Raw genomic sequence first — 17,432 nt, forward strand, 5'->3', positions numbered from 1 at the left:
TATGAAACGTTTGATTATCCGTAAAAAAGCAAGGAAGAATTTCATCACCTATGGGGTGGTCATCCTTTCCTATATTGTCCTCATGGCAGTGATAGGGGCAGGATCCATGCCCTCAGCCCTCCAGGGCCTGCTGGTGCCCATGTGCGCCTATATTGTCGCCGCCCTGTCCCTGAACCTGACCGTAGGCGTTTTAGGCGAGCTTTCCCTGGGCCACGCGGGCTTTATGAGCGTGGGGGCCTTCTCCGGGGCCACAGCCGCCATGGCCCTGGCAGATTCCGGCCTTCCCTCCTGGGGCCGCATGATTCTGGCGCTTATCGTGGGCGCTGTCCTGGCCGCGGCGGCAGGGGTCATTGTAGGCGTGCCTGTGCTGCGCCTCCAGGGAGACTACCTGGCCATTGTCACCCTGGCCTTTGGGGAGATTATTAAAACTGTAGTAACAAACCTTTATATCGGGAAAAACCCCTCGGGCCTGCGCTTCGGCTTTTTAAATCCGGACATCGGCCTGGGCAAAGGGGGCATGATGCTGGTGAACGGACCCAACGGCATCTCCGGCATCCAGAAAATCTCCACCCTCACCTCAGGCTTTGTGATTATCATTATCTGCCTCATCATCATTTTCAACCTGGTGGACAGCCGCACGGGCCGCGCCATTATGGCCCTGCGGGATAACCGCATTGCCGCTGAGAGCGTGGGCATCAACGCCACAAAATATAAGCTGATGGCCTTCGTCATCTCCGCTGCCATGGCAGGGGCCGCGGGCGCCCTGTACGCTTTAAGCCAGAATACCGTCACCGCCAACAAGTTCGACTTCAACACCTCCATCCTGATTCTGGTGTTTGTGGTGCTGGGCGGCCTGGGCAACATGCTGGGCAGCATTGTGGCGGCAACTGTGCTCTACATCCTGCCGGAAACCTGGTTGCGGCAGTTCTCCGATTACCGTATGCTCATTTACGCGGTGGTGCTTATCCTTATGATGCTTGTCACCAACAGCCAGAAGGTGCGCACGCTCATCGGGAAGCTTCTGCCCCGCAAAAAAGCCTCAGGAAAGGAGGGCGCGGCGGATGCCTGAACTGAAATTTGAAAAAGGGAAAATGGTGCCGGTGCCCAGCCACTCTATTATCCCCGAACGGGATCTGGGCCACGCCCCTGTGCTGGAATGCAGCCACCTGGGGGTGGACTTCGGCGGCCTGCGGGCTGTAAACGATTTTAATTTTACCATCGGGAAAACGGAAATCGCCGGGCTTATCGGCCCTAACGGCGCCGGGAAAACCACAGTCTTTAACCTGCTGACAAAGGTGTACACCCCCACCCGGGGCACCATCCTCTTAAACGGCATGGACACCCACGGCAAAACCACCGTCCAGATAAACAAAATGGGCATTGCCCGCACCTTCCAGAACATCCGGCTGTTTTCAAACCTCTCCGTAGAGGACAACGTGAAAATCGGCCTGCACAACCAGAAAAAATACAGCGCCATCGAAGGCGTCCTGCGCCTGCCCTCCTACTGGAAAAAGGAGAAGGAAGCCCACGAACGGGCCATGGAGCTTTTGTCCATCTTCAACATGGAGTATATGGCAAACTGGCGGGCAGGGAACCTCCCATATGGCGCCCAGCGCCGGCTGGAAATTGTCCGGGCCTTGGCCACAGATCCCTGCCTGCTGCTTCTGGACGAGCCTGCCGCAGGCATGAACCCGGCGGAAACGGCAGAGCTGATGGAAAATATTGTGAAAATCCGGGACAAGTTCCAAATTGCGGTGCTGCTTATTGAGCACGACATGAAGCTGGTCATGGGCATCTGCGAGGGCATCTGCGTTTTAAACTTCGGCGAGGTTATCGCCAAGGGTACGGCGGAGGACATCCGTTCAAATCCCACTGTAATTGAAGCCTACCTGGGCAAGAGGGGGGCAGAATAAATGCTGCAAGTGGACAAAATAAACGTATATTATGAGAAGATTCACGCCATCAAGGACGTATCCTTTGAGGTGAACCCTGGGGAGGTGGTGGCCCTTATCGGCGCAAACGGCGCGGGCAAAACTACCACCCTGCACACCATCACAGGGCTTATCCGCCCGGAAAGCGGCTCCATCACCTACACCGAGAAGGGCGCTTCCCTGGATCTGACGAAAATGCCCCCTCACAAGCTGGTGTCCAAGGGCCTGGCCCATGTGCCGGAGGGCCGCCGGATTTTCCTGCAAATGACAGTGCTGGAAAACCTGGAGATGGGGGCTTTCAGCAAGGGGAAGGTATCGAAAGAGGACTTGGATAACGTGTTCGCCCGGTTCCCCCGGCTGGAGGAGCGGAAAAAGCAGGTGGCAGGCACCTTGTCCGGCGGCGAGCAGCAAATGCTTGCCATGGGCCGGGCATTGATGAGCCACCCCAAACTCCTCATGCTGGACGAGCCGTCCATGGGCCTGTCTCCCATTCTGGTGGAGCAGATTTTCGACATCATCGCCGAGCTGCACAAGTCCGGCACCACCATCCTGCTGGTAGAGCAGAACGCGGAAATGGCCCTGCAAATCGCGGACAGGGCCTATGTGCTGGAGTCGGGCCGAGTGGTTATGACAGGCACCGGGGCAGAGCTTGCCGCCAGCGAGGAAATCCGCAAGGCATACCTGGGGGGCTAAGTTCCCAGCTTTTCCCGTCTTGCGCCCGGGCCGCAAACGTGGTATACTATATGCATATAGTTTCATAAAACTGTAAAAACGAAACCACCGGAAGAAAGGAAGCTGCCCCTTTGAGAAAGACAAAAACCTCCTGCCAGCGCTTTGACGCCACCCTTTTCTGCCAGTATTACGAACAGCTTTCCCGCTGCTCCGGACTGACCCAGATTGCCCAATACCCCCAGCATGGGAATACCTCCCGGCTGCTCCACAGCGTGGCTGTGGCCTATTACAGCTACCGGCTGGCTGCCGCCGCCCCTGCCACTTTCCACATGCACGAGATGGTGCGGGGGGCGCTGTTCCACGACTATTTCTTTTACGATGCCCAGGACGGCGATCCCGCCCACAAGGGCCACTGGACACGCCACCCTGCCATCGCCCTGGAAAACGCACAAAAGGAGCTGCTGCTCACAGGCATCGAGACAGACATCATCCGCAGCCATATGTTCCCCCTGACCCTGCGCCCCCCTCATTTCCGGGAGTCAGCCCTGGTGTCCCTGATGGATAAGGCCTGCTCGGTATACGAGTTTTTCCGCCGGAAGGATCCATACCGCAGCCTGCGCAGCGTCCTTGCGGGCCTGCCGGTGCATCCTGTCCTCTGCCCCCAGGCCACAGAGGCCTGAAAGCCTTTTTCCAGGCAGGGCAGCTTTACACAAAGCCATGCGCTTCCTGCGGATAATGTGGAATAATAACAAAAAATCCCCAGGCTCCTGCCAGGGGATTTTTTGTTATTATAGGAGATGCTTTTTGCAAATAAGCCTTAAAGCAAGGCGTTTTACCCCTTCATCCGGTAGCTGACAAAGGCAATCTTCTTCCCGCAGGGGGACCAGCTATTAACGTTCAGGGTGCCCTGCCCGCCGAACAGCCTGCACAGTACCCGGTAGTCTCCGCCCTGGGCGCTCATCAGCCGCAGCTCCACGTTTTTGTTGGCCGGGTGATCCCCAGGGGCCACGTCGCCCTTTTTGTAGGCGATATACACCGCCTGGCTGCCATCCGGGGAGAGGTGGGCAAACCAACTGTTGCTGTCCTCGTCTGTGGTCATCTGGATCTGGTTCCGCCCGTCCGCGTCCATGCGCCAAATCTGCATCAGGCCAGAGCGCTCCGAGTTAAACCAGATGTGCCTGCCGTCCGGGGAATACTCCGGGCCGTCGTTCAGGCCGGGGGCCGAGGTCAGCCGGGTTTCCTCCCCGCCCTCTGCGGAAATGGCATACACGTCCTTGCCGCCCTCCCGGAAAGCGCAGTAGGCCAGGGTTTTGCCGTCCGGGGACCAGCCATGGAGGAAGCTGGGGCTGTTGGGGGTGACGGCCCGGGGCTTGCCCCCTGTTATGGGCACAATGTATACCTGGGAGTCCATCCCGCCGCAGCTAAAGCCCACATAATCTCCGTCCGGGGAGAGGACGTGATCGTTGTTGCAGCGGTTGCAGTCTCCTGTGTCAATTTTTTTGCTCTCCTTTGTCTCCAAATCGAACAGCCACAAAGAGCCATGGGAATTATAGAGCAGGCGCCTGCCGTCAGGCAGCCAGTTTGGGGCCTCAATCACATAGTCAAATTCACGCAGGACAGTGCGCTCCCCTGTAGCCACGTCCAGCGTTTCCAAAATGGAATAGCAGTCCCTGTCATATGGATTCTTTTCCGGCATATGAAACCTTCCTCTCCAGATTTTTGTGCATGGTATCGTTTCCATGTGGTGACGTTACCATATTACCATGGGTGCAAGATTTTGTCAAGGGGCTAAAAAATTCTTCCAGCGCGTGGAAATCGCGCACAGGATATGGTATACTTAAAACTGCGGCTGCTGCGCACGAAACGAAAAGAATGAATGGGAGTGTGCAGATGATGGAACAAATCAACCAGGAACTGAAAGTGTACATAGAAACAAACATCCTGCCCCTGTACCAGGGCTTTGACGCGGCCCACGGGCCGGCCCATGTGCGGCAGGTGCTGGAAAACAGCCTGGCCCTTATCCCCGCCGCCCGGGAGCTTTTCGGAGAGGTGGACGCAGGCATGGTCTACGCCATTGCCGCCTACCATGACACAGGCCTGCAGTTTGGCAGGGAAAACCATGAGAAAACCTCCGGGGCTTACCTGCTGGCAGACAAGAATCTTTCCCAGTGGTTTTCTCCCGGGCAGATAAAAACCATGGGGGAGGCTGTGGAAGATCACAGGGCCTCCTCCGGGAAAGAGCCCCGCTCTGTGTATGGACGCATTGTCAGCGAGGCCGACCGGGATATTGACCCCCAGCGCATTGTCCGGCGGGTGATGGAATACGGCCTCGCCACAAAGCCGGAGCTTTCAGCGGAAGCCCAGGTGCGCCGGGCAGTGGAGCACATCCGGGAGAAATATGGGGAAGGGGGCTATATGCGGCGGTATCTGCCCTGCCCCCAAAACGAGCAGGGACTTGCCACCCTGCGGAAATGGCTTTGCACAGGGGAGATTTATGAGTTGTGCAGGAAACATCTCAAGATTTAGAAGTGTTACGAAAAATCTTACAGAAAGGAACGATACCGGGCATAAAAGGCTGTTTTTTCATGGCTTTCTGTGCGAATTCTGTATCGTATGGCGATGGGCATGACATTATATGTAAGCGATTTGGACGGGACGCTGCTGCAACGAAACGAGCGCCTTTCGGAATTTACGGTGTGGGCGCTGAACCATCTCATAGAGCGGGGGATGCATTTCACCTTTGCTACAGCCCGATCCAACCATTCGGCAGTGCGGGTAACCCAGGGCCTCACCCGGAACCTGCCGGTCATCGTCTATAACGGGGCCTTCATCCTGGAAGGCCCGGAAGGGAAGCCCCTGTTCCGGGCAGGCTTCACGCCGGAGCAGGCCGCCTGGGTGGAAAAGCAGGCGGAGGCGCTTTCCCTGTGGCCTGTGGTGTACGCCTTTGTGGAGGGCGTGGAGCGGCTTTCCTGGGTGCAGGGGAAGGAAACGCCGGGCCAGGCCTATTACCTGCAAAACCGGGAATGGGACAAGCGCCTGCGGGGGGTATCCTCCCAGGAAGCGCTGTACCAGGGGGAGGCTTTTTACTTCACCTTTATAGGGGAGCGGGAGGCCCTTCTGCCCCTGTATCAGCAGGCGGCGGCACAGCCCTGGCTTACAGCCACCTTCCAGCAGGAACTGTACCGGGAGGAATACTGGCTGGAGCTGATGCCAAAGGAAGCCACCAAGGCCAATGCCGCCAGGAAGCTGAAAGAGCTGCTGGGCTGCGACAGGATGGTAGCCTTTGGAGACGCCATAAACGACCTGCCCTTATTTGAGGCCGCAGACGTGAAGTGCGCTGTGGCAAACGCGGTGCCAAAGCTGCAAGGGGCGGCCACAGAAATTATCGGCAGCAACGAGGAGGACGGGGTGGCAAAATGGCTGCTTCGGAATGTGAACCTGCCAAAGCCTCCCCAAAAGAAGTTTTCCCTGCGGAGGTTCAGGGAAAGCGATCTGGAAGAGGTCTACCGCCTGTTTAGGGACACAGTACACACCGTCTGCCAAATGGAATACACCCGGGAGCAGGTGGAAGCCTGGGCGCTTCCTGTGGAAAAGTGGGACAGAGAGGCGTGGCGCTCCTCCCTTTTGTGCCACTTCACCCTGGTGGCAGAGGATGAAACAGGCCGGATTATAGGCTTTGCAGACTTAGATGGCGGATATGTAGACAGGCTCTATGTCCACCGGGACTTCCAGGGCCGGGGCGCTGCCAAAGCCCTGGCTTCCGCCTTGGAGGAAGAAGCCGGACGGCAGGGGCAGGCCCGGATAACTGTCCATGCTTCCAGGTCGGCCCGGGGCTTTTTTGAAAAGCTGGGATACAGGGCCGTGAAAGACCAGCGGGTAAAGCGCCCGCACCCGGAAACGGGGCAGATGGTAGAGCTTGAAAATACAGTGATGGAAAAGGGGCTGAAATAGGTATGAAGGCTTTTATCTGGATTGTACGGATTCTTCTGGCGCTGGTGCTGCTGGTGCTGCTTGTAGCAGGCGGCGCCCTGCTCTACAGCTCCAGCGTGAAGCAGGAGTCGCCCCCCACCCTTTTGGGCTATGCGCCCTTTACCGTGGCAAACGGGGAAATGACGCCTTCCCTTTACCCTGGGGATTTGGCAATCCTGCGCATGGGAAGCCAGTGCCAGCCCGGAGACATTGTGGCTTTCCAGCAGGATGGGGAACTGCTGCTGCGCCGGATTGTAGGCACCAGCGAGGGCATGTATATCACCCAGCAGGAGGCCTTCGGCCAGCCTGACGTAAACCTGCTGGATCCCGCCCGGGTGGTGGCGGTGTGTACAACCTTCCTGCCGGGCTGCGGGGCTTTGGCCGCGTTTTTATATTCCCCGGCAGGGCTGGCTGTTTTAGTAGTGCTGGGGCTGGCCCTGCTGCTGGTGCCCATCCTGCTTTCCCGAGGCACAGCCCGGCTGGAAGGCCCCCTGGTAGATTACGGCGGGGAAGACCCCTATGAGGCCCCTGTCTCCCGCGGTTCCAGGGAACAGGCCCGTTTTGCGGAGGACGAGGAGGAAGCCCCTCCGCCCAGGCGGGAAGGCATTCCGCCACGGCGGGAAGGCATTCCGCCCCGTCAAGAAAGCACTGCCCAGGAGAAGCCCCTCATCGCCATGCTGGAGGAAAGCCCAGCCGAGCCGCCTGCAAAGCCTCGGCCCTCCAGGCAGGAAGGCGCTTCCCAGCGCCGGGAGAGCGTTTCCCCCCGCAGAGGCGGCGGGCATTATAAGCCCCGGCACTGAGGCCATCATAAAACCCGGCAAAAATTCCTGCCTGCCCGCCCCAGCCAGCCAGGGGCCTTGTGCCCCCGGCTGCCCCGGCTTCGCCGGGGGGCGCGCGCCTCCCGGCGCCCGCCGCTGGGGCGGCGCTGCCGCTGAGGGTTTCTTTGCTGTTTTTCCAGGCAAGCCCTCATCCCATTTTCAGAAAGGAGGCCCGTCCATGGAACAGCGGGAGCTGCCGAAAAAATATAAGAAGGATTTTCCCCATTCCTATGCCCTCGGCCCTTTCCCCACCTTCGAGCTGCTGTCACACAGGCCAAAAGCCGTCCGGGCAGTATACTTCCGGGAAGATTTCCGGGAGCGGGAGAAGCTCCTCAGCCGCTGCGAAAAACTGGGCGTGCCCTGCCTGCTGTGGCCCAGGGCCTTGGAGCGCATTGCCCAGAAGGAAGCGTGCTATGCCGCCGGGGAGTTCCTGAAATACCCCGGCGCCCTGCAGCCGGGAGCGCCCCACGCGGCCCTGGTGGAGCCAAGCGATATGGGGAACCTGGGCACCATCATGCGCACCCTGCTGGGCTTTGGCGTCCGGAACCTGGCCCTTATCGGCGGCGGGGCGGATCAGTGGCACCCCAAGGTGGTGCGGGCCAGCATGGGGGCCTGCTTCCAGTTGGAAACAGAGCGCTTTGATGATTTCCCCGCCTATCTCCAGGCCCATGGCCAGGGCCGGGAGATCTTCCCCTTCATGCTGGACGGGGGCAGGGTGCTCACCCCGGAAAGCTGCCCCCAGTCCCCCTGCTACACCCTTGTTTTCGGCAACGAGGCTGCCGGCCTGCCTCCCGTGTACCAGACCTATGGGCAAAGCCTGTTCATTCCCCAAAGCAGCGCGGTAGATTCCCTGAACCTGGCGGTTTCCGTGGCCATAGGCACATTTTTGTTCACACAGAAAAACCCGGCTGGAATGGAGAAATGAACCATGTTTCAAAAAGATCTGACAAAAGGCCCTGTGTTTCAAACCATGTGTGCCTTTGCTCTGCCCATGATTCTGGGAAACCTTTTGCAGCAGGGCTATAACCTGGTGGACACCTGGGTGGTGGGCCGCTTTGTAGGCCCCGGGGCCTTGGCGGCAGTGGGATCCGCCTTTGCGCTGATGACCTTCCTCACCTCTGTCCTGCTGGGGCTGTGCATGGGCAGCGGGGTGGTGTTTTCCCTGTGCTTTGGCAGCCGGAACCCCCAGCGGCTCCAAAGCAGCATAGCCAGCGCCTTTGCCCTCACAGCAGCCCTGGGGGGCCTGCTCACAGCCTGCGCCCTGCTGGGGGTGGATGGGATTATCCGCTGGATGAATATTCCCGGGGAAATTGCCGCCATGGCCCGGGAATACCTGATCCTGGTGTTCTGGGGCATCCCCGCCATAGCCCTGTATAACTTCTTCGGAGCCTACCTGAAAGCCCTGGGGGATTCTGTGGTGCCCCTGCTGTTCCTGGGCCTGTCCACCGCTCTGAATATCGGCCTGGACATCCTGCTGGTGGCTGTGTGGAGGCAGGGGGCCGCAGGGGCGGCGGCAGCCACAGTAATAGCCCAATACATCTCCGGCATAGGCATCGCCCTGTATACCCTCTGGAAAAACCAGCCCCTGCGCCAAGCTTTCAAAAGCTTCCGGGTGGAAAAAGCGGGGCTGGGGGAAATCGTCCGGTATTCCTTCCTCACCTGCCTGCAGCAGTCGGTCATGAACCTGGGCATCCTCATGGTGCAGGGGCTGGTGAACAGCTTCGGCACCACCGTGATGGCGGCCTTTGCCGCCGGGGTGAAGATAGATTCCTTTGCCTACATGCCCGCCCAGGAATTTGGCAACGCCTTTTCCACCTTCATCGCCCAAAACCGGGGGGCAGGGGAGACAGGGCGCATCAAAAAAGGGGTGCGCTGGGGCGTGCTCACCTCTGTGTCCTATTGCCTGCTGGTTTCCCTGGCCCTGTGGTTCCTGGCAAAGCCCCTGATGCTCATTTTCGTGGACGCCTCCCAAACCGCCATCATCGCCCAGGGTGTCCAGTACCTCCGCATTATCGGGCCGTTTTATTGCGGCATTGGCTGCCTGTTCCTGCTCTATGGGCTGTACCGGGCCTTGGGCCGACCCGCCGTCTCTGTGGTGCTCACAATTATCTCCCTGGGCACCCGGGTGGCCCTCTCCTATGTCCTTTCCGCCATCCCCGCTTTAGGCGTCATAGGCATCTGGTGGTCAATCCCCATCGGCTGGGCCTTGGCAGATGCCGCCGGCCTGCTCCTGTACCAAAGAACCTGTGTTCACAACCTGTAACCACCATCTGAGCGGCCTTTTTGAAGCCACTCTGTGTTAAATTTTCTTGCAGAGGCGCAAACGTTAGCCTCCGGCTAACGTTTGCCTGCCGAACGCATACATGCGTTTGCGAAATATTTGCCTTGATTGGCTTCAAAAATTCTCGCTCATCTGGCAATTTCGATTATGAATACAGGTTCTAAAAAGCGCCGCCTGCTGTTGGGAGAGCCAGCCTAAACCTGAACACGCGTGCAAAAGCACCCTGGAGGGATTTGCTTTCCTCCAGGGTGCTTTATAGTAAAAGCCTATTCTGTGTTTTGCGTTTGGATGCGTAGGCCAGACTGGCCTGTAGGGTCACTGGAAGCCCGCAGGCTTAAAATCCTCCGGCGGCAGGTGCTGGGGCAGGCTTAGGAACCAGTTCACGCCAAAGCGGTCGGTAACCGTAGCCGCCAGGGGGGACCAGGGCAGTTCCCCCGGCTCCAGCTTCACCTTGCCGCCCGCCTTCAAAAGGGCAAAGGCCCGCTCCAGATCTTCCCGGCAGCTAAAGGTATAGCCCAGTTCAACAGGGTTCCCCCCAGGGGCAGCCGGGGCCTCCACCACAGAAAGGGCAGGCTCGCCATTCTTCACCAGTTCCGAATGGAAGTAGCTGCCATCCTCGTTCAAAACGTGATAGCCCAGCTCCAGCCCAAAGGCCTCGCAGTAAAGCTTTGCCGCTTCCACGCTGCCCTTCACATAAATGCCGATGCCAAAATAGGCGGTTGACATAAAAGTCGCCATGCGATACAGGATACGCACAAAAAGCTATAAAACGACGGCTTTTTGCGCCCGGTACCGTCCCTTTCCTCTATATTTTCACTAATACTGCCTTCCCCAATACACCATGTGCTTTGCGGGCTTGCCGCAGCAGGCGCACACGTCGGAGATATGCTCCTCCTCAAAGGGGATGCAGCGGGACTTCACCCCGCCTGTCTCCTCCTTCAGCTTGTCCTCGCAGGCGGAATCCCCGCACCACATGGCCTTGATAAACCCGGGCTTGTTCTGGGCAATATCCAAAAATTCCTCGTGGTTGTGGGCTGTGAAGGTTTTTTCCTCCATGTTTTTCTGGGCGCGAACCAGCATATCCCCGTGGATGGTGTCCAACAGGGCCTTTATAACGTCCTCCAGGCCCTCCAGGGATGTGAACTGCTTTTCCCCGGTATCCCTGCGCACCAGCACGCACTGGTCGTTTTCCATATCCTTCGGCCCGATTTCCAGCCGCAGGGGCACCCCCTGCATCTCATACTGGGCAAACTTCCACCCCGGGGAGTTGTCGCTGTCGTCCAGCTTCACCCGGAACGTCCGGCTCAGCCCGTCGCAGATTTCCTTTGCCTTCTCCAGCACGCCGGGCTTGTGCTGGGCAATGGGCACGATAACCACCTGCACCGGGGCCACCCTGGGGGGCAGCACCAGGCCGTTGTCGTCGCCATGCACCATAATCACCGCGCCGATTAAGCGGGTGCTCATGCCCCAGGAGGTCTGGTAAGGGGCCTGCAGGGAGTTGTCCCGGCCGGTAAACTGGATGCCAAAGGCCTTTGCAAAGCCGTCCCCGAAATAGTGGGTGGTGCCGCCCTGGAGGGCCACGCCGTTATGCATCATAGGCTCCAGGGTATAACTGGCCTCGGCCCCAGCGAATTTTTCCTTTTCTGTTTTTCTGCCCACCACCGGCGGGATAGCCAGGGTTTCCCGGTACACGTCCTCATAAATTTTCAGCATCTTCAAGGTGAACGCCTGTGCCTCCTCGGCGGTTTCGTGCATGGTGTGGCCCTCCTGCCACAAAAACTCCATGCCCCGCAGGAAAGGCCGGGTGGTTTTTTCCCAGCGCATAACAGAGCACCACTGGTTGTAAAGCTTGGGCAAGTCCCGGTAGGAGTGGATGATTTTCTGATAGTGCTCGCAGAAAAGCACCTCGCTGGTGGGGCGCACATAAAGCGTCTCGGAAAGCTTTTCCCCGCCCCCCTGGGTTACGGCCGCGCACTCGGGGGCAAAGCCGTCAATGTGATCCTTTTCCTTTTGCAGCAGGCTTTCCGGGATAAGCATGGGCATATATACGTTCTGCACCCCGGCCTCCTTAAAGCGCCTGTCCATATCCTGCTGGATGTTCTCCCAGATGGCATAGCCGTAGGGCTGGTATACAATGCAGCCCTTCACGCCGGAATAGTCGGCAAGCTGGGCCTTCTTCACAATGTCCGTATACCACTGGGCAAAATCCACGTCCATAGAAGTGATGTCGTTGACCATTTTTTTCTGCGCCATAAACTTAACAATCCTTTCGCTGACAGCATATAGGAAATATTATAAAGGCACAGCCGCGGTTTTGCAAGTGTTTTTGCCCCGCCCTGGCCGCCTGCCTGCCATTTTTCGGCCTTTTTCTTCCATCCCCGCCAGAAGTATGGTATAATACAGGTGCTTGCCTACCCCCACACTGGCAAGGAGAGGGGGTGAGGGCCGTGTCAGTTTGTATTGATTTCATCCTTTCCATCGCAGCGAGCGTAGCAGCAAATTACATATACTGCTGCCTCTGCAAGTGGCTTGATGGGAAACGCAAAGGCAAGTAAGCACAGAGCACAAAAGAACCCCGGAGAGTGCCATCTCCGGGGTTTCTTTTTTGAGGGCCATGCCTCATATTGATTTCATCCGTAATCATTATAGCACAGGCACAGCGGTATTGCAAGCCTTATGCAAAAAAGCCCAGGCTCTGGCCCGGGCTGCAGGTTATGCGTATTTTTAGGAATGGGACTCGATGTACTCCACCAGGCTGCCTACAGTCTTGATGTTTTCCACCTCGCCGTCCGGGATTTCCACCTCAAACTCGTCCTCAATGGACATGAGCAAATCCACCACGTCCAGGGAATCGGCTCCCAGGTCGTCCTGCAAAGTGGTTTCCGTGGTGATGTTGTCCTCTTCCACGTCAAACTGCTCGCTGAGAATCGTCTTGATTTTTTCCAGTACCATACTGTTTACCTCCTGAAAAATTGATGATATACAAAAATTTGTTTCCGGCCGGGTGCCCGGCAGATATGGACAAAACCGGCCCGAATATGATACAATCCATACGCGCGGGCACGCATCCATCTCCTACATTGTATTGACTGCGCCCCGCTTTGTCAACCTTACAGAGAAAATTTTTTGCCTTTCCATAAAAAAATTTCCCAGAAAAGAGGAAAAATCCATGGATGTACAAAAAGCGGCCGTCATCGGCCACCCCATCGGCCATACCATGTCCCCCTTTATCCATAAGCGCCTGTTTGCCCTGTCGGGCATCCCCCTGGAATACCAGGTGCTGGACGTGCCGGATTTGGCGGAAGCCCTGCCGCGGCTTCGGGGCCTCCACTGCTTTAATATCACCATCCCCCACAAAAGCGCCATCCTGCCTTTTTTGGATGAGGTGGATCCGGCAGCCAAAGCCTTTGGCTCTGTGAATACGGTGCAGGTCAGGGACGGAAAACTGATAGGGTACACTACCGACGGGGCCGGGTGCCGGAAGGCCCTGGAAAACCATGGCCTGTCCTTTTCCGGCAGCCTGCTGCTGCTGGGAAACGGGGGCGCGGCTCGGGCCATTGCCTTTGAAGCGGCCCAAAGCGTGCAGGATTTTGCTATCACCATCGCCCACCGCCCCGCTGCCCGGGAGAAAGCGGACGCCCTGGCCCGGGAGCTTGCCGCTTTTGCCCGCAGGCGGGGGGATAAAGGCTTCCTTGTCAGAACAGAAACCTATGAGGAGCTTAGGCTGGACGCCTCCCAAAGCTTCGACCTTCTCATAAACTGCACCAGCGTAGGCATGGTTCCCCGCGCCGGGGAAAGCCCTGTGCCGGAAGGGGTGGCGGCCCGGTGCAGGGCTGTGTTCGACGCGGTGTATAACCCCGGGCGCACCCAGCTTCTGCGGTTTGCGGAAAAGGCGGGGGCCAAGGCTGTGGGCGGCATGGAAATGCTGGTATACCAGGCGGTGCAGGCCCATGAAATCTGGTATGGAACCCGGTTTTGCCCGGAGGATATAGAGGCCTTGTGCCGGGACGCTGCAGCGGAAATGGAAAAAACCTTTGGGAGGAATGAAGCATGACCGGCAACATCGTGCTCTGCGGCTTTATGGGCTGCGGCAAAACCAGCGTGGGCAGGCGGGCGGCAAAGCTTCTGGGCCGGGAGCTGTGCGACCTGGACAAATACATCGAGCAGCGGGAAGGCATGTCCATCACAGAAATTTTTGCCCGTTTCGGAGAGCAGGGCTTCCGGCAGCGGGAGGCCCGGGCCGTAGAGGAGGTGTCCCGGCAGGCGGGGCTGGTGGTGGCAAGCGGCGGGGGCACTGTGCTGTTCCCCCATAATGTAGAGCTTTTCCACCAGAACGGGGCTGTCATCCTCTTTTTAGACGTGCCCCTGCCTGCCCTGCAGGAGCGGCTGAAAAATGACAAAAGGCGGCCCCTGCTGCAAAAGCCCAACCGCCGGCAGGTCATTGAGGAGCTTTTCTACCAGCGCGCCCCTTTGTACCGGGCAGCGGCGGACGTTACCGTAGACGCGGGCGCGCCCCCTGTGGTGGTGGCAAGGCGCATTGTAAACCTGGGGCTGTGAAGCGCGTATGAGGAAAAAATGGATGCCGGCCTTTCTGTGCTGCCTGCTGCTCGCCATGCTCCTGCCCCTTCCCGCCCGGGCGGACATTGGCCCCAAGCCCAGCACCACTGTCACCATCAGCGGCATTTCCGGGGAAAAGGCATATGCCACCCTGCTCTCCGGCGAAAGCCCCTGGGGGCCTTACCAGGCCTGGGACGGGTACAGCAGGAACGAGCGCCTTACAGAGGAGGAGTATGAAATCTGGCAGAAATTCGCCCGCTATGAAGATCCGGACGGCTTTTATTTCCTGCAGGAATACTGGTACTGCACAGACGCCCAGGGCTTCACCTGGGGGTACCATCCCCCGGATGTCTTCAAAATATTGCTTTATTTCCCGGAAACAGGTGCCTTCCTCACAAGCGGCGTTTTAGAGCGCTATGCCTTTGAAAGCTATTTCCACTGCGCTGTTTCCGGCGGCGGGATGCAGGTGCGGGCTTCCTACGATTACAGCCGGGGCCTGTCCCGGGCGGCCCTGCGGGCGGCCCTCACCATCCTGCTGGAAGCGGGGCTGGCCCTCTTGTTCGGATACCGGGAAAAAAAGCAGCTTCTCCTCTTTGCCGGCACAAACCTCATCACCCAGGGGCTGCTGTACATTTCCCTGTACCTCATCACTTACTGGAAAGGCCCCTGGGCCTTCTGGTTCTGGTTCGCGGTGCTGGAGCTGGCCGTGTTCATCCTGGAGGCTGCGGTATATTCCCTCCTTATCGGCAGGTGCAGCAGGGAGCGCCAGCCCCCTGGCCGGGCCTGCCGGTATGCCCTTGTGGCAAACCTCCTTTCCTGCGGCCTTGGCATGGCCCTTTCCAGGCTGCCCTAAACGCCCTTGAAAATCAGCATGTACCGCTTTTCATTCTTTTGAACCGCGCTGCCCATACAGCCCCCTGCAAAAAATTCTTGACAACAGCGCTTTGCAGTAGTAAAATTTAAGAGCAACAAACGCTATAAACGGAAGGAAAACCGCTATGAAGCCCATGCTCACAAAACGATTTAGCCTCTATGCTTACAGCCTGCGATTTACCGCGCGGGCTTTTCGCGCGTGTGCAAAGCTGGGCGGCTGCTTTCCGCCCTGCGCTTAAAAATCCCGGGCTTCACTTGCCGGGGCCTGGGAAGGAATCCGGCGCGGGGAATACAGCGGAAATTTTACGGCAGGGCCCAAAGCGGCCCTGCTTTTTTGTTTGCGGCGCGCTTTGGCCTGCAAACTTAGGAAGGGGAAAATGACATGATTATCGTATTAAAACCAAACCAGGGGCAGGAGCTGGTGGAGTCCTTCATCCGCCGCCTCACCCAAAACTATGACGTGCAGGTGAACACCTGGGTGGGCACCCACAGCACTGTGCTGGGCCTTATCGGCGACACCACCGCCATTGACGACGAATATATCGCCGCCCAGGACGTGGTGGAGGCTGTCCGCCGGGTGCAGGAGCCTTATAAAAAGGCAAACCGGAAGTTCCACCCGGGCGATACGGCAGTCACCCTGCCCGGGGGCCGGAAAATCGGCGGGGGCGGCCTGGCGCTTATCGCAGGCCCCTGCTCTGTGGAGAGCCGGGAGCAGATTATCAGCGTGGCGAAAAGCGTGGGGCAGTCCGGGGCGCAGTTTTTGCGGGGCGGCGCCTTCAAGCCCCGCACCAGCCCCTATGCTTTCCAGGGCATGAAAGCCCAGGGCCTGGAGCTTCTGCGGGAAGCCAAAAAGGAAACGGGCCTGCCCATTGTCACAGAGATTATGAGCATCGAGCACCTGCCCCTGTTTGAGGATGTGGACGTCATCCAGGTGGGGGCGCGGAACATGCAGAATTTCGAGCTTTTAAAGCAGCTTGGAAAGCTCCACAAGCCCATCCTCCTGAAGCGGGGCCTTGCAAACACCATTGAGGAGCTTTTAATGAGCGCGGAATACATTATGGCAGAAGGCAACGAGCAGGTCATTCTGTGCGAGCGGGGCATCCGCACCTATGAGACCATTACCCGCAACACCCTGGACATCTCCGCCGTGCCTGTCTTAAAGCGGCTGTCCCATCTGCCTGTGGTGGTAGATCCCAGCCATGCCTCAGGGCTTAACTGGCTCATCGAGCCTTTGGCTGTGGCAGCCGCCGCCATCGGGGCCGACGGCCTGATTATCGAGGTGCATAACGACCCCAGCCATGCCCTGTGCGACGGCGCCCAGTCCATCACCCCGGCCCAGTTTGAAAAGCTTGCCCGGAAGGTGACAAAAGTTTCCCAGATGGTGGAAACCTTATGAGCGCTGGCAAGGACATTGTAGTGGTGGGCCTGGGGCTTATCGGCGGATCCATTGCCAAAGCCCTGAAGCAGCGCACCAGCCACCGGGTTTACGGCATAGACAGGGATGAAGGCGCTTTGCTGGACGCCTGCTCCTGCGGGGCCATAGACGGCAAAGCAGGGCCTGCGGAGCTTGCCCGGGCAGATGTGGTGTACCTGTGCGTATACCCCCAGGGGGCCTTGGCCTTTATGGAGGCCCATGGAAGCGCCCTGAAGGAAAACTGCATTGTCACAGACGCCTGCGGCATAAAAGCCGCGGTGTGCGCGGGCATGGAGAAGCTGGCCCATAAGGGCAGATACGTTTTCGTAGCCGGGCACCCCATGGCGGGGAAGGAGAAAAGCGGCTTTGCCGCAAGCGATCCCAGCATCTTTATGGGCGCTTCCTATCTCATCGCCCCCTGCGCCGCCCCGGAATGGGCGGTGGGGGAGGTGGAGGCTTTAGCCCTCTCCATGGGCTTCGGGCAGATTGTCCGCACCACCCCGGAGCACCACGACAGGATGATAGCCTACACCTCCCAGGTGCCCCACGTGCTGGCCTGCGCCTATGTGCTCAGCCCCCGGTGCAAAGATCACAGGGGCTTTTCCGCCGGCAGCTACCGGGACGTTTCCCGGGTGGCAGATATTAACCACGCCCTGTGGGCAAGGCTTTTCCTGGACAACCGGGAACCCCTCACAGAAGAGCTTGACCAGCTTATAGGCGACCTAAGCCGCTTCCGGCAGGCCATCGCGGCAGGGGAGGAGGAGCCTCTGCAGGCCCTCCTGCGCAAAGCCGGGGACGCAAAGCGGGAGAACGGCTGACCGTCCCCCGGACGGCGCGCTTCCTCCCCCTGCGGGGCAAGAAGCGCGGGGGCAAGCCCCCTAAAACCGGCCGCGCCGGTTTTGCCGTCCGGGCAAAGG

General features: G+C 58.6%; 18 protein-coding genes. 14 read left to right on the plus strand and 4 right to left on the minus strand.

The genetic code is table 11. The features are described 5' to 3' along the window. The first annotated feature begins 1 nt into the window (after window position 1). The 4 genes from VSQ30_RS06260 (at window position 2) to VSQ30_RS06275 (ending at window position 3,283) form a co-directional block, all read left to right on the plus strand. The gene (locus tag VSQ30_RS06260; protein ID WP_160641598.1) at window positions 2–1,069 is read left to right on the plus strand and encodes a branched-chain amino acid ABC transporter permease; all 1,068 of its coding nucleotides are present in this window, start codon (window positions 2–4) and stop codon (window positions 1,067–1,069) included. A gap of 22 nt (window positions 1,070–1,091) precedes the next feature. Further along, window positions 1,092–1,913 carry an ABC transporter ATP-binding protein gene (locus tag VSQ30_RS06265; protein WP_237076152.1) on the plus strand — a complete coding sequence of 274 codons (822 nt, stop codon included), beginning with the start codon at window positions 1,092–1,094 and terminating at the stop codon, window positions 1,911–1,913. After that, a complete protein-coding gene (locus VSQ30_RS06270; protein WP_334462835.1) occupies window positions 1,914–2,624 on the plus strand; it encodes an ABC transporter ATP-binding protein in 711 nt (236 codons plus the stop codon). A gap of 110 nt (window positions 2,625–2,734) precedes the next feature. Beyond that, window positions 2,735–3,283, plus strand: a complete 549-nt coding sequence (locus VSQ30_RS06275; protein WP_334462837.1) for an HD domain-containing protein — start codon at window positions 2,735–2,737, stop codon at window positions 3,281–3,283. Window positions 3,284–3,435: 152 nt separating this feature from the next. Here the strand turns inward: VSQ30_RS06275 and VSQ30_RS06280 are convergent, their stop codons facing one another. Further along, window positions 3,436–4,299: a TolB family protein gene (locus VSQ30_RS06280; RefSeq protein ID WP_334462838.1), complete on the minus strand. Its 864-nt coding sequence runs from the start codon at window positions 4,297–4,299 to the stop codon at window positions 3,436–3,438. Between the two features lie 194 nt (window positions 4,300–4,493). Between VSQ30_RS06280 and VSQ30_RS06285 the strand changes: the two genes are divergently transcribed. The 5 genes from VSQ30_RS06285 (at window position 4,494) to VSQ30_RS06305 (ending at window position 9,653) form a co-directional block, all read left to right on the plus strand. Then, window positions 4,494–5,129 (plus strand): HD domain-containing protein, encoded by a 636-nt coding sequence (locus tag VSQ30_RS06285; RefSeq protein ID WP_334462839.1) that lies wholly within the window; start codon window positions 4,494–4,496, stop codon window positions 5,127–5,129. A 99-nt stretch (window positions 5,130–5,228) separates the two neighbouring features. Beyond that, entirely contained in the window at window positions 5,229–6,554 is a 1,326-nt protein-coding gene (locus tag VSQ30_RS06290) for a GNAT family N-acetyltransferase (RefSeq protein WP_334462840.1), read from the plus strand. Between the two features lie 2 nt (window positions 6,555–6,556). Beyond that, a complete protein-coding gene (locus VSQ30_RS06295) occupies window positions 6,557–7,372 on the plus strand; it encodes a S24 family peptidase (protein ID WP_334462842.1) in 816 nt (271 codons plus the stop codon). A gap of 196 nt (window positions 7,373–7,568) precedes the next feature. After that, window positions 7,569–8,315 (plus strand): TrmH family RNA methyltransferase, encoded by a 747-nt coding sequence (locus VSQ30_RS06300; protein ID WP_334462845.1) that lies wholly within the window; start codon window positions 7,569–7,571, stop codon window positions 8,313–8,315. 3 nt (window positions 8,316–8,318) lie between these two features. After that, complete coding sequence (locus VSQ30_RS06305; protein ID WP_334462847.1) at window positions 8,319–9,653, plus strand: MATE family efflux transporter; 1,335 nt, start codon at window positions 8,319–8,321, stop codon at window positions 9,651–9,653. 333 nt (window positions 9,654–9,986) lie between these two features. On the opposite strand, the gene VSQ30_RS06310 is transcribed toward VSQ30_RS06305, so the two are convergent. The 3 genes from VSQ30_RS06310 to acpP form a co-directional block, all read right to left on the minus strand. Continuing rightward, on the minus strand, window positions 9,987–10,397 hold the full coding sequence (locus VSQ30_RS06310) for a VOC family protein (protein ID WP_334462850.1): 411 nt from the start codon (window positions 10,395–10,397) through the stop codon (window positions 9,987–9,989). A gap of 90 nt (window positions 10,398–10,487) precedes the next feature. Then, window positions 10,488–11,924 (minus strand): proline--tRNA ligase, encoded by a 1,437-nt coding sequence (gene proS, locus VSQ30_RS06315; RefSeq protein WP_334462852.1) that lies wholly within the window; start codon window positions 11,922–11,924, stop codon window positions 10,488–10,490. A gap of 471 nt (window positions 11,925–12,395) precedes the next feature. Further along, window positions 12,396–12,743, minus strand: a complete 348-nt coding sequence (acpP, locus tag VSQ30_RS06320; RefSeq protein WP_371721870.1) for an acyl carrier protein — start codon at window positions 12,741–12,743, stop codon at window positions 12,396–12,398. Window positions 12,744–12,840: 97 nt separating this feature from the next. Between acpP and aroE the strand changes: the two genes are divergently transcribed. The 5 genes from aroE to VSQ30_RS06345 all read left to right on the plus strand — a co-directional run bounded on the left by aroE (window position 12,841) and on the right by VSQ30_RS06345 (window position 17,333). Beyond that, a complete protein-coding gene (gene aroE / locus VSQ30_RS06325; RefSeq protein ID WP_160641610.1) occupies window positions 12,841–13,725 on the plus strand; it encodes a shikimate dehydrogenase in 885 nt (294 codons plus the stop codon). After that, on the plus strand, window positions 13,722–14,228 hold the full coding sequence (locus VSQ30_RS06330; protein ID WP_334462855.1) for a shikimate kinase: 507 nt from the start codon (window positions 13,722–13,724) through the stop codon (window positions 14,226–14,228). The genes aroE and VSQ30_RS06330 overlap by 4 nt, the downstream gene beginning before the upstream one ends. Window positions 14,229–14,250: 22 nt before the next feature. Beyond that, window positions 14,251–15,081: a hypothetical protein gene (locus tag VSQ30_RS06335; RefSeq protein WP_334462856.1), complete on the plus strand. Its 831-nt coding sequence runs from the start codon at window positions 14,251–14,253 to the stop codon at window positions 15,079–15,081. A gap of 402 nt (window positions 15,082–15,483) precedes the next feature. After that, a complete protein-coding gene (aroF, locus tag VSQ30_RS06340) occupies window positions 15,484–16,497 on the plus strand; it encodes a 3-deoxy-7-phosphoheptulonate synthase (protein WP_334462857.1) in 1,014 nt (337 codons plus the stop codon). Continuing rightward, window positions 16,494–17,333, plus strand: coding sequence for a prephenate dehydrogenase (locus VSQ30_RS06345; protein ID WP_334462859.1), 840 nt, complete (start codon window positions 16,494–16,496; stop codon window positions 17,331–17,333). The genes aroF and VSQ30_RS06345 overlap by 4 nt, the downstream gene beginning before the upstream one ends. The last annotated feature ends 99 nt before the right edge of the window (window positions 17,334–17,432 follow it).

The sequence above is a fragment of the Acutalibacter sp. JLR.KK004 genome (assembly GCF_036941085.1).
Classification (GTDB): Bacteria; Bacillota; Clostridia; order Oscillospirales; family Acutalibacteraceae; genus Acutalibacter.

Coding starts and splice junctions, on each gene's coding strand:
- VSQ30_RS06260 (WP_160641598.1), top strand. CDS start 2: ATGAAACGTTTGATTATCCGTAAAAAAGCAAGGAAGAATTTCATCACC.
- VSQ30_RS06265 (WP_237076152.1), top strand. CDS start 1,092: ATGGTGCCGGTGCCCAGCCACTCTATTATCCCCGAACGGGATCTGGGC.
- VSQ30_RS06270 (WP_334462835.1), top strand. CDS start 1,914: ATGCTGCAAGTGGACAAAATAAACGTATATTATGAGAAGATTCACGCC.
- VSQ30_RS06280 (WP_334462838.1), bottom strand. CDS start 4,299: ATGCCGGAAAAGAATCCATATGACAGGGACTGCTATTCCATTTTGGAA.
- VSQ30_RS06285 (WP_334462839.1), top strand. CDS start 4,494: ATGATGGAACAAATCAACCAGGAACTGAAAGTGTACATAGAAACAAAC.
- VSQ30_RS06290 (WP_334462840.1), top strand. CDS start 5,229: ATGACATTATATGTAAGCGATTTGGACGGGACGCTGCTGCAACGAAAC.
- VSQ30_RS06295 (WP_334462842.1), top strand. CDS start 6,557: ATGAAGGCTTTTATCTGGATTGTACGGATTCTTCTGGCGCTGGTGCTG.
- VSQ30_RS06300 (WP_334462845.1), top strand. CDS start 7,569: ATGGAACAGCGGGAGCTGCCGAAAAAATATAAGAAGGATTTTCCCCAT.
- VSQ30_RS06305 (WP_334462847.1), top strand. CDS start 8,319: ATGTTTCAAAAAGATCTGACAAAAGGCCCTGTGTTTCAAACCATGTGT.
- VSQ30_RS06310 (WP_334462850.1), bottom strand. CDS start 10,397: ATGTCAACCGCCTATTTTGGCATCGGCATTTATGTGAAGGGCAGCGTG.
- proS (WP_334462852.1), bottom strand. CDS start 11,924: ATGGCGCAGAAAAAAATGGTCAACGACATCACTTCTATGGACGTGGAT.
- acpP (WP_371721870.1), bottom strand. CDS start 12,743: ATGGATGCGTGCCCGCGCGTATGGATTGTATCATATTCGGGCCGGTTT.
- aroE (WP_160641610.1), top strand. CDS start 12,841: ATGGATGTACAAAAAGCGGCCGTCATCGGCCACCCCATCGGCCATACC.
- VSQ30_RS06330 (WP_334462855.1), top strand. CDS start 13,722: ATGACCGGCAACATCGTGCTCTGCGGCTTTATGGGCTGCGGCAAAACC.
- VSQ30_RS06335 (WP_334462856.1), top strand. CDS start 14,251: ATGCCGGCCTTTCTGTGCTGCCTGCTGCTCGCCATGCTCCTGCCCCTT.
- aroF (WP_334462857.1), top strand. CDS start 15,484: ATGATTATCGTATTAAAACCAAACCAGGGGCAGGAGCTGGTGGAGTCC.
- VSQ30_RS06345 (WP_334462859.1), top strand. CDS start 16,494: ATGAGCGCTGGCAAGGACATTGTAGTGGTGGGCCTGGGGCTTATCGGC.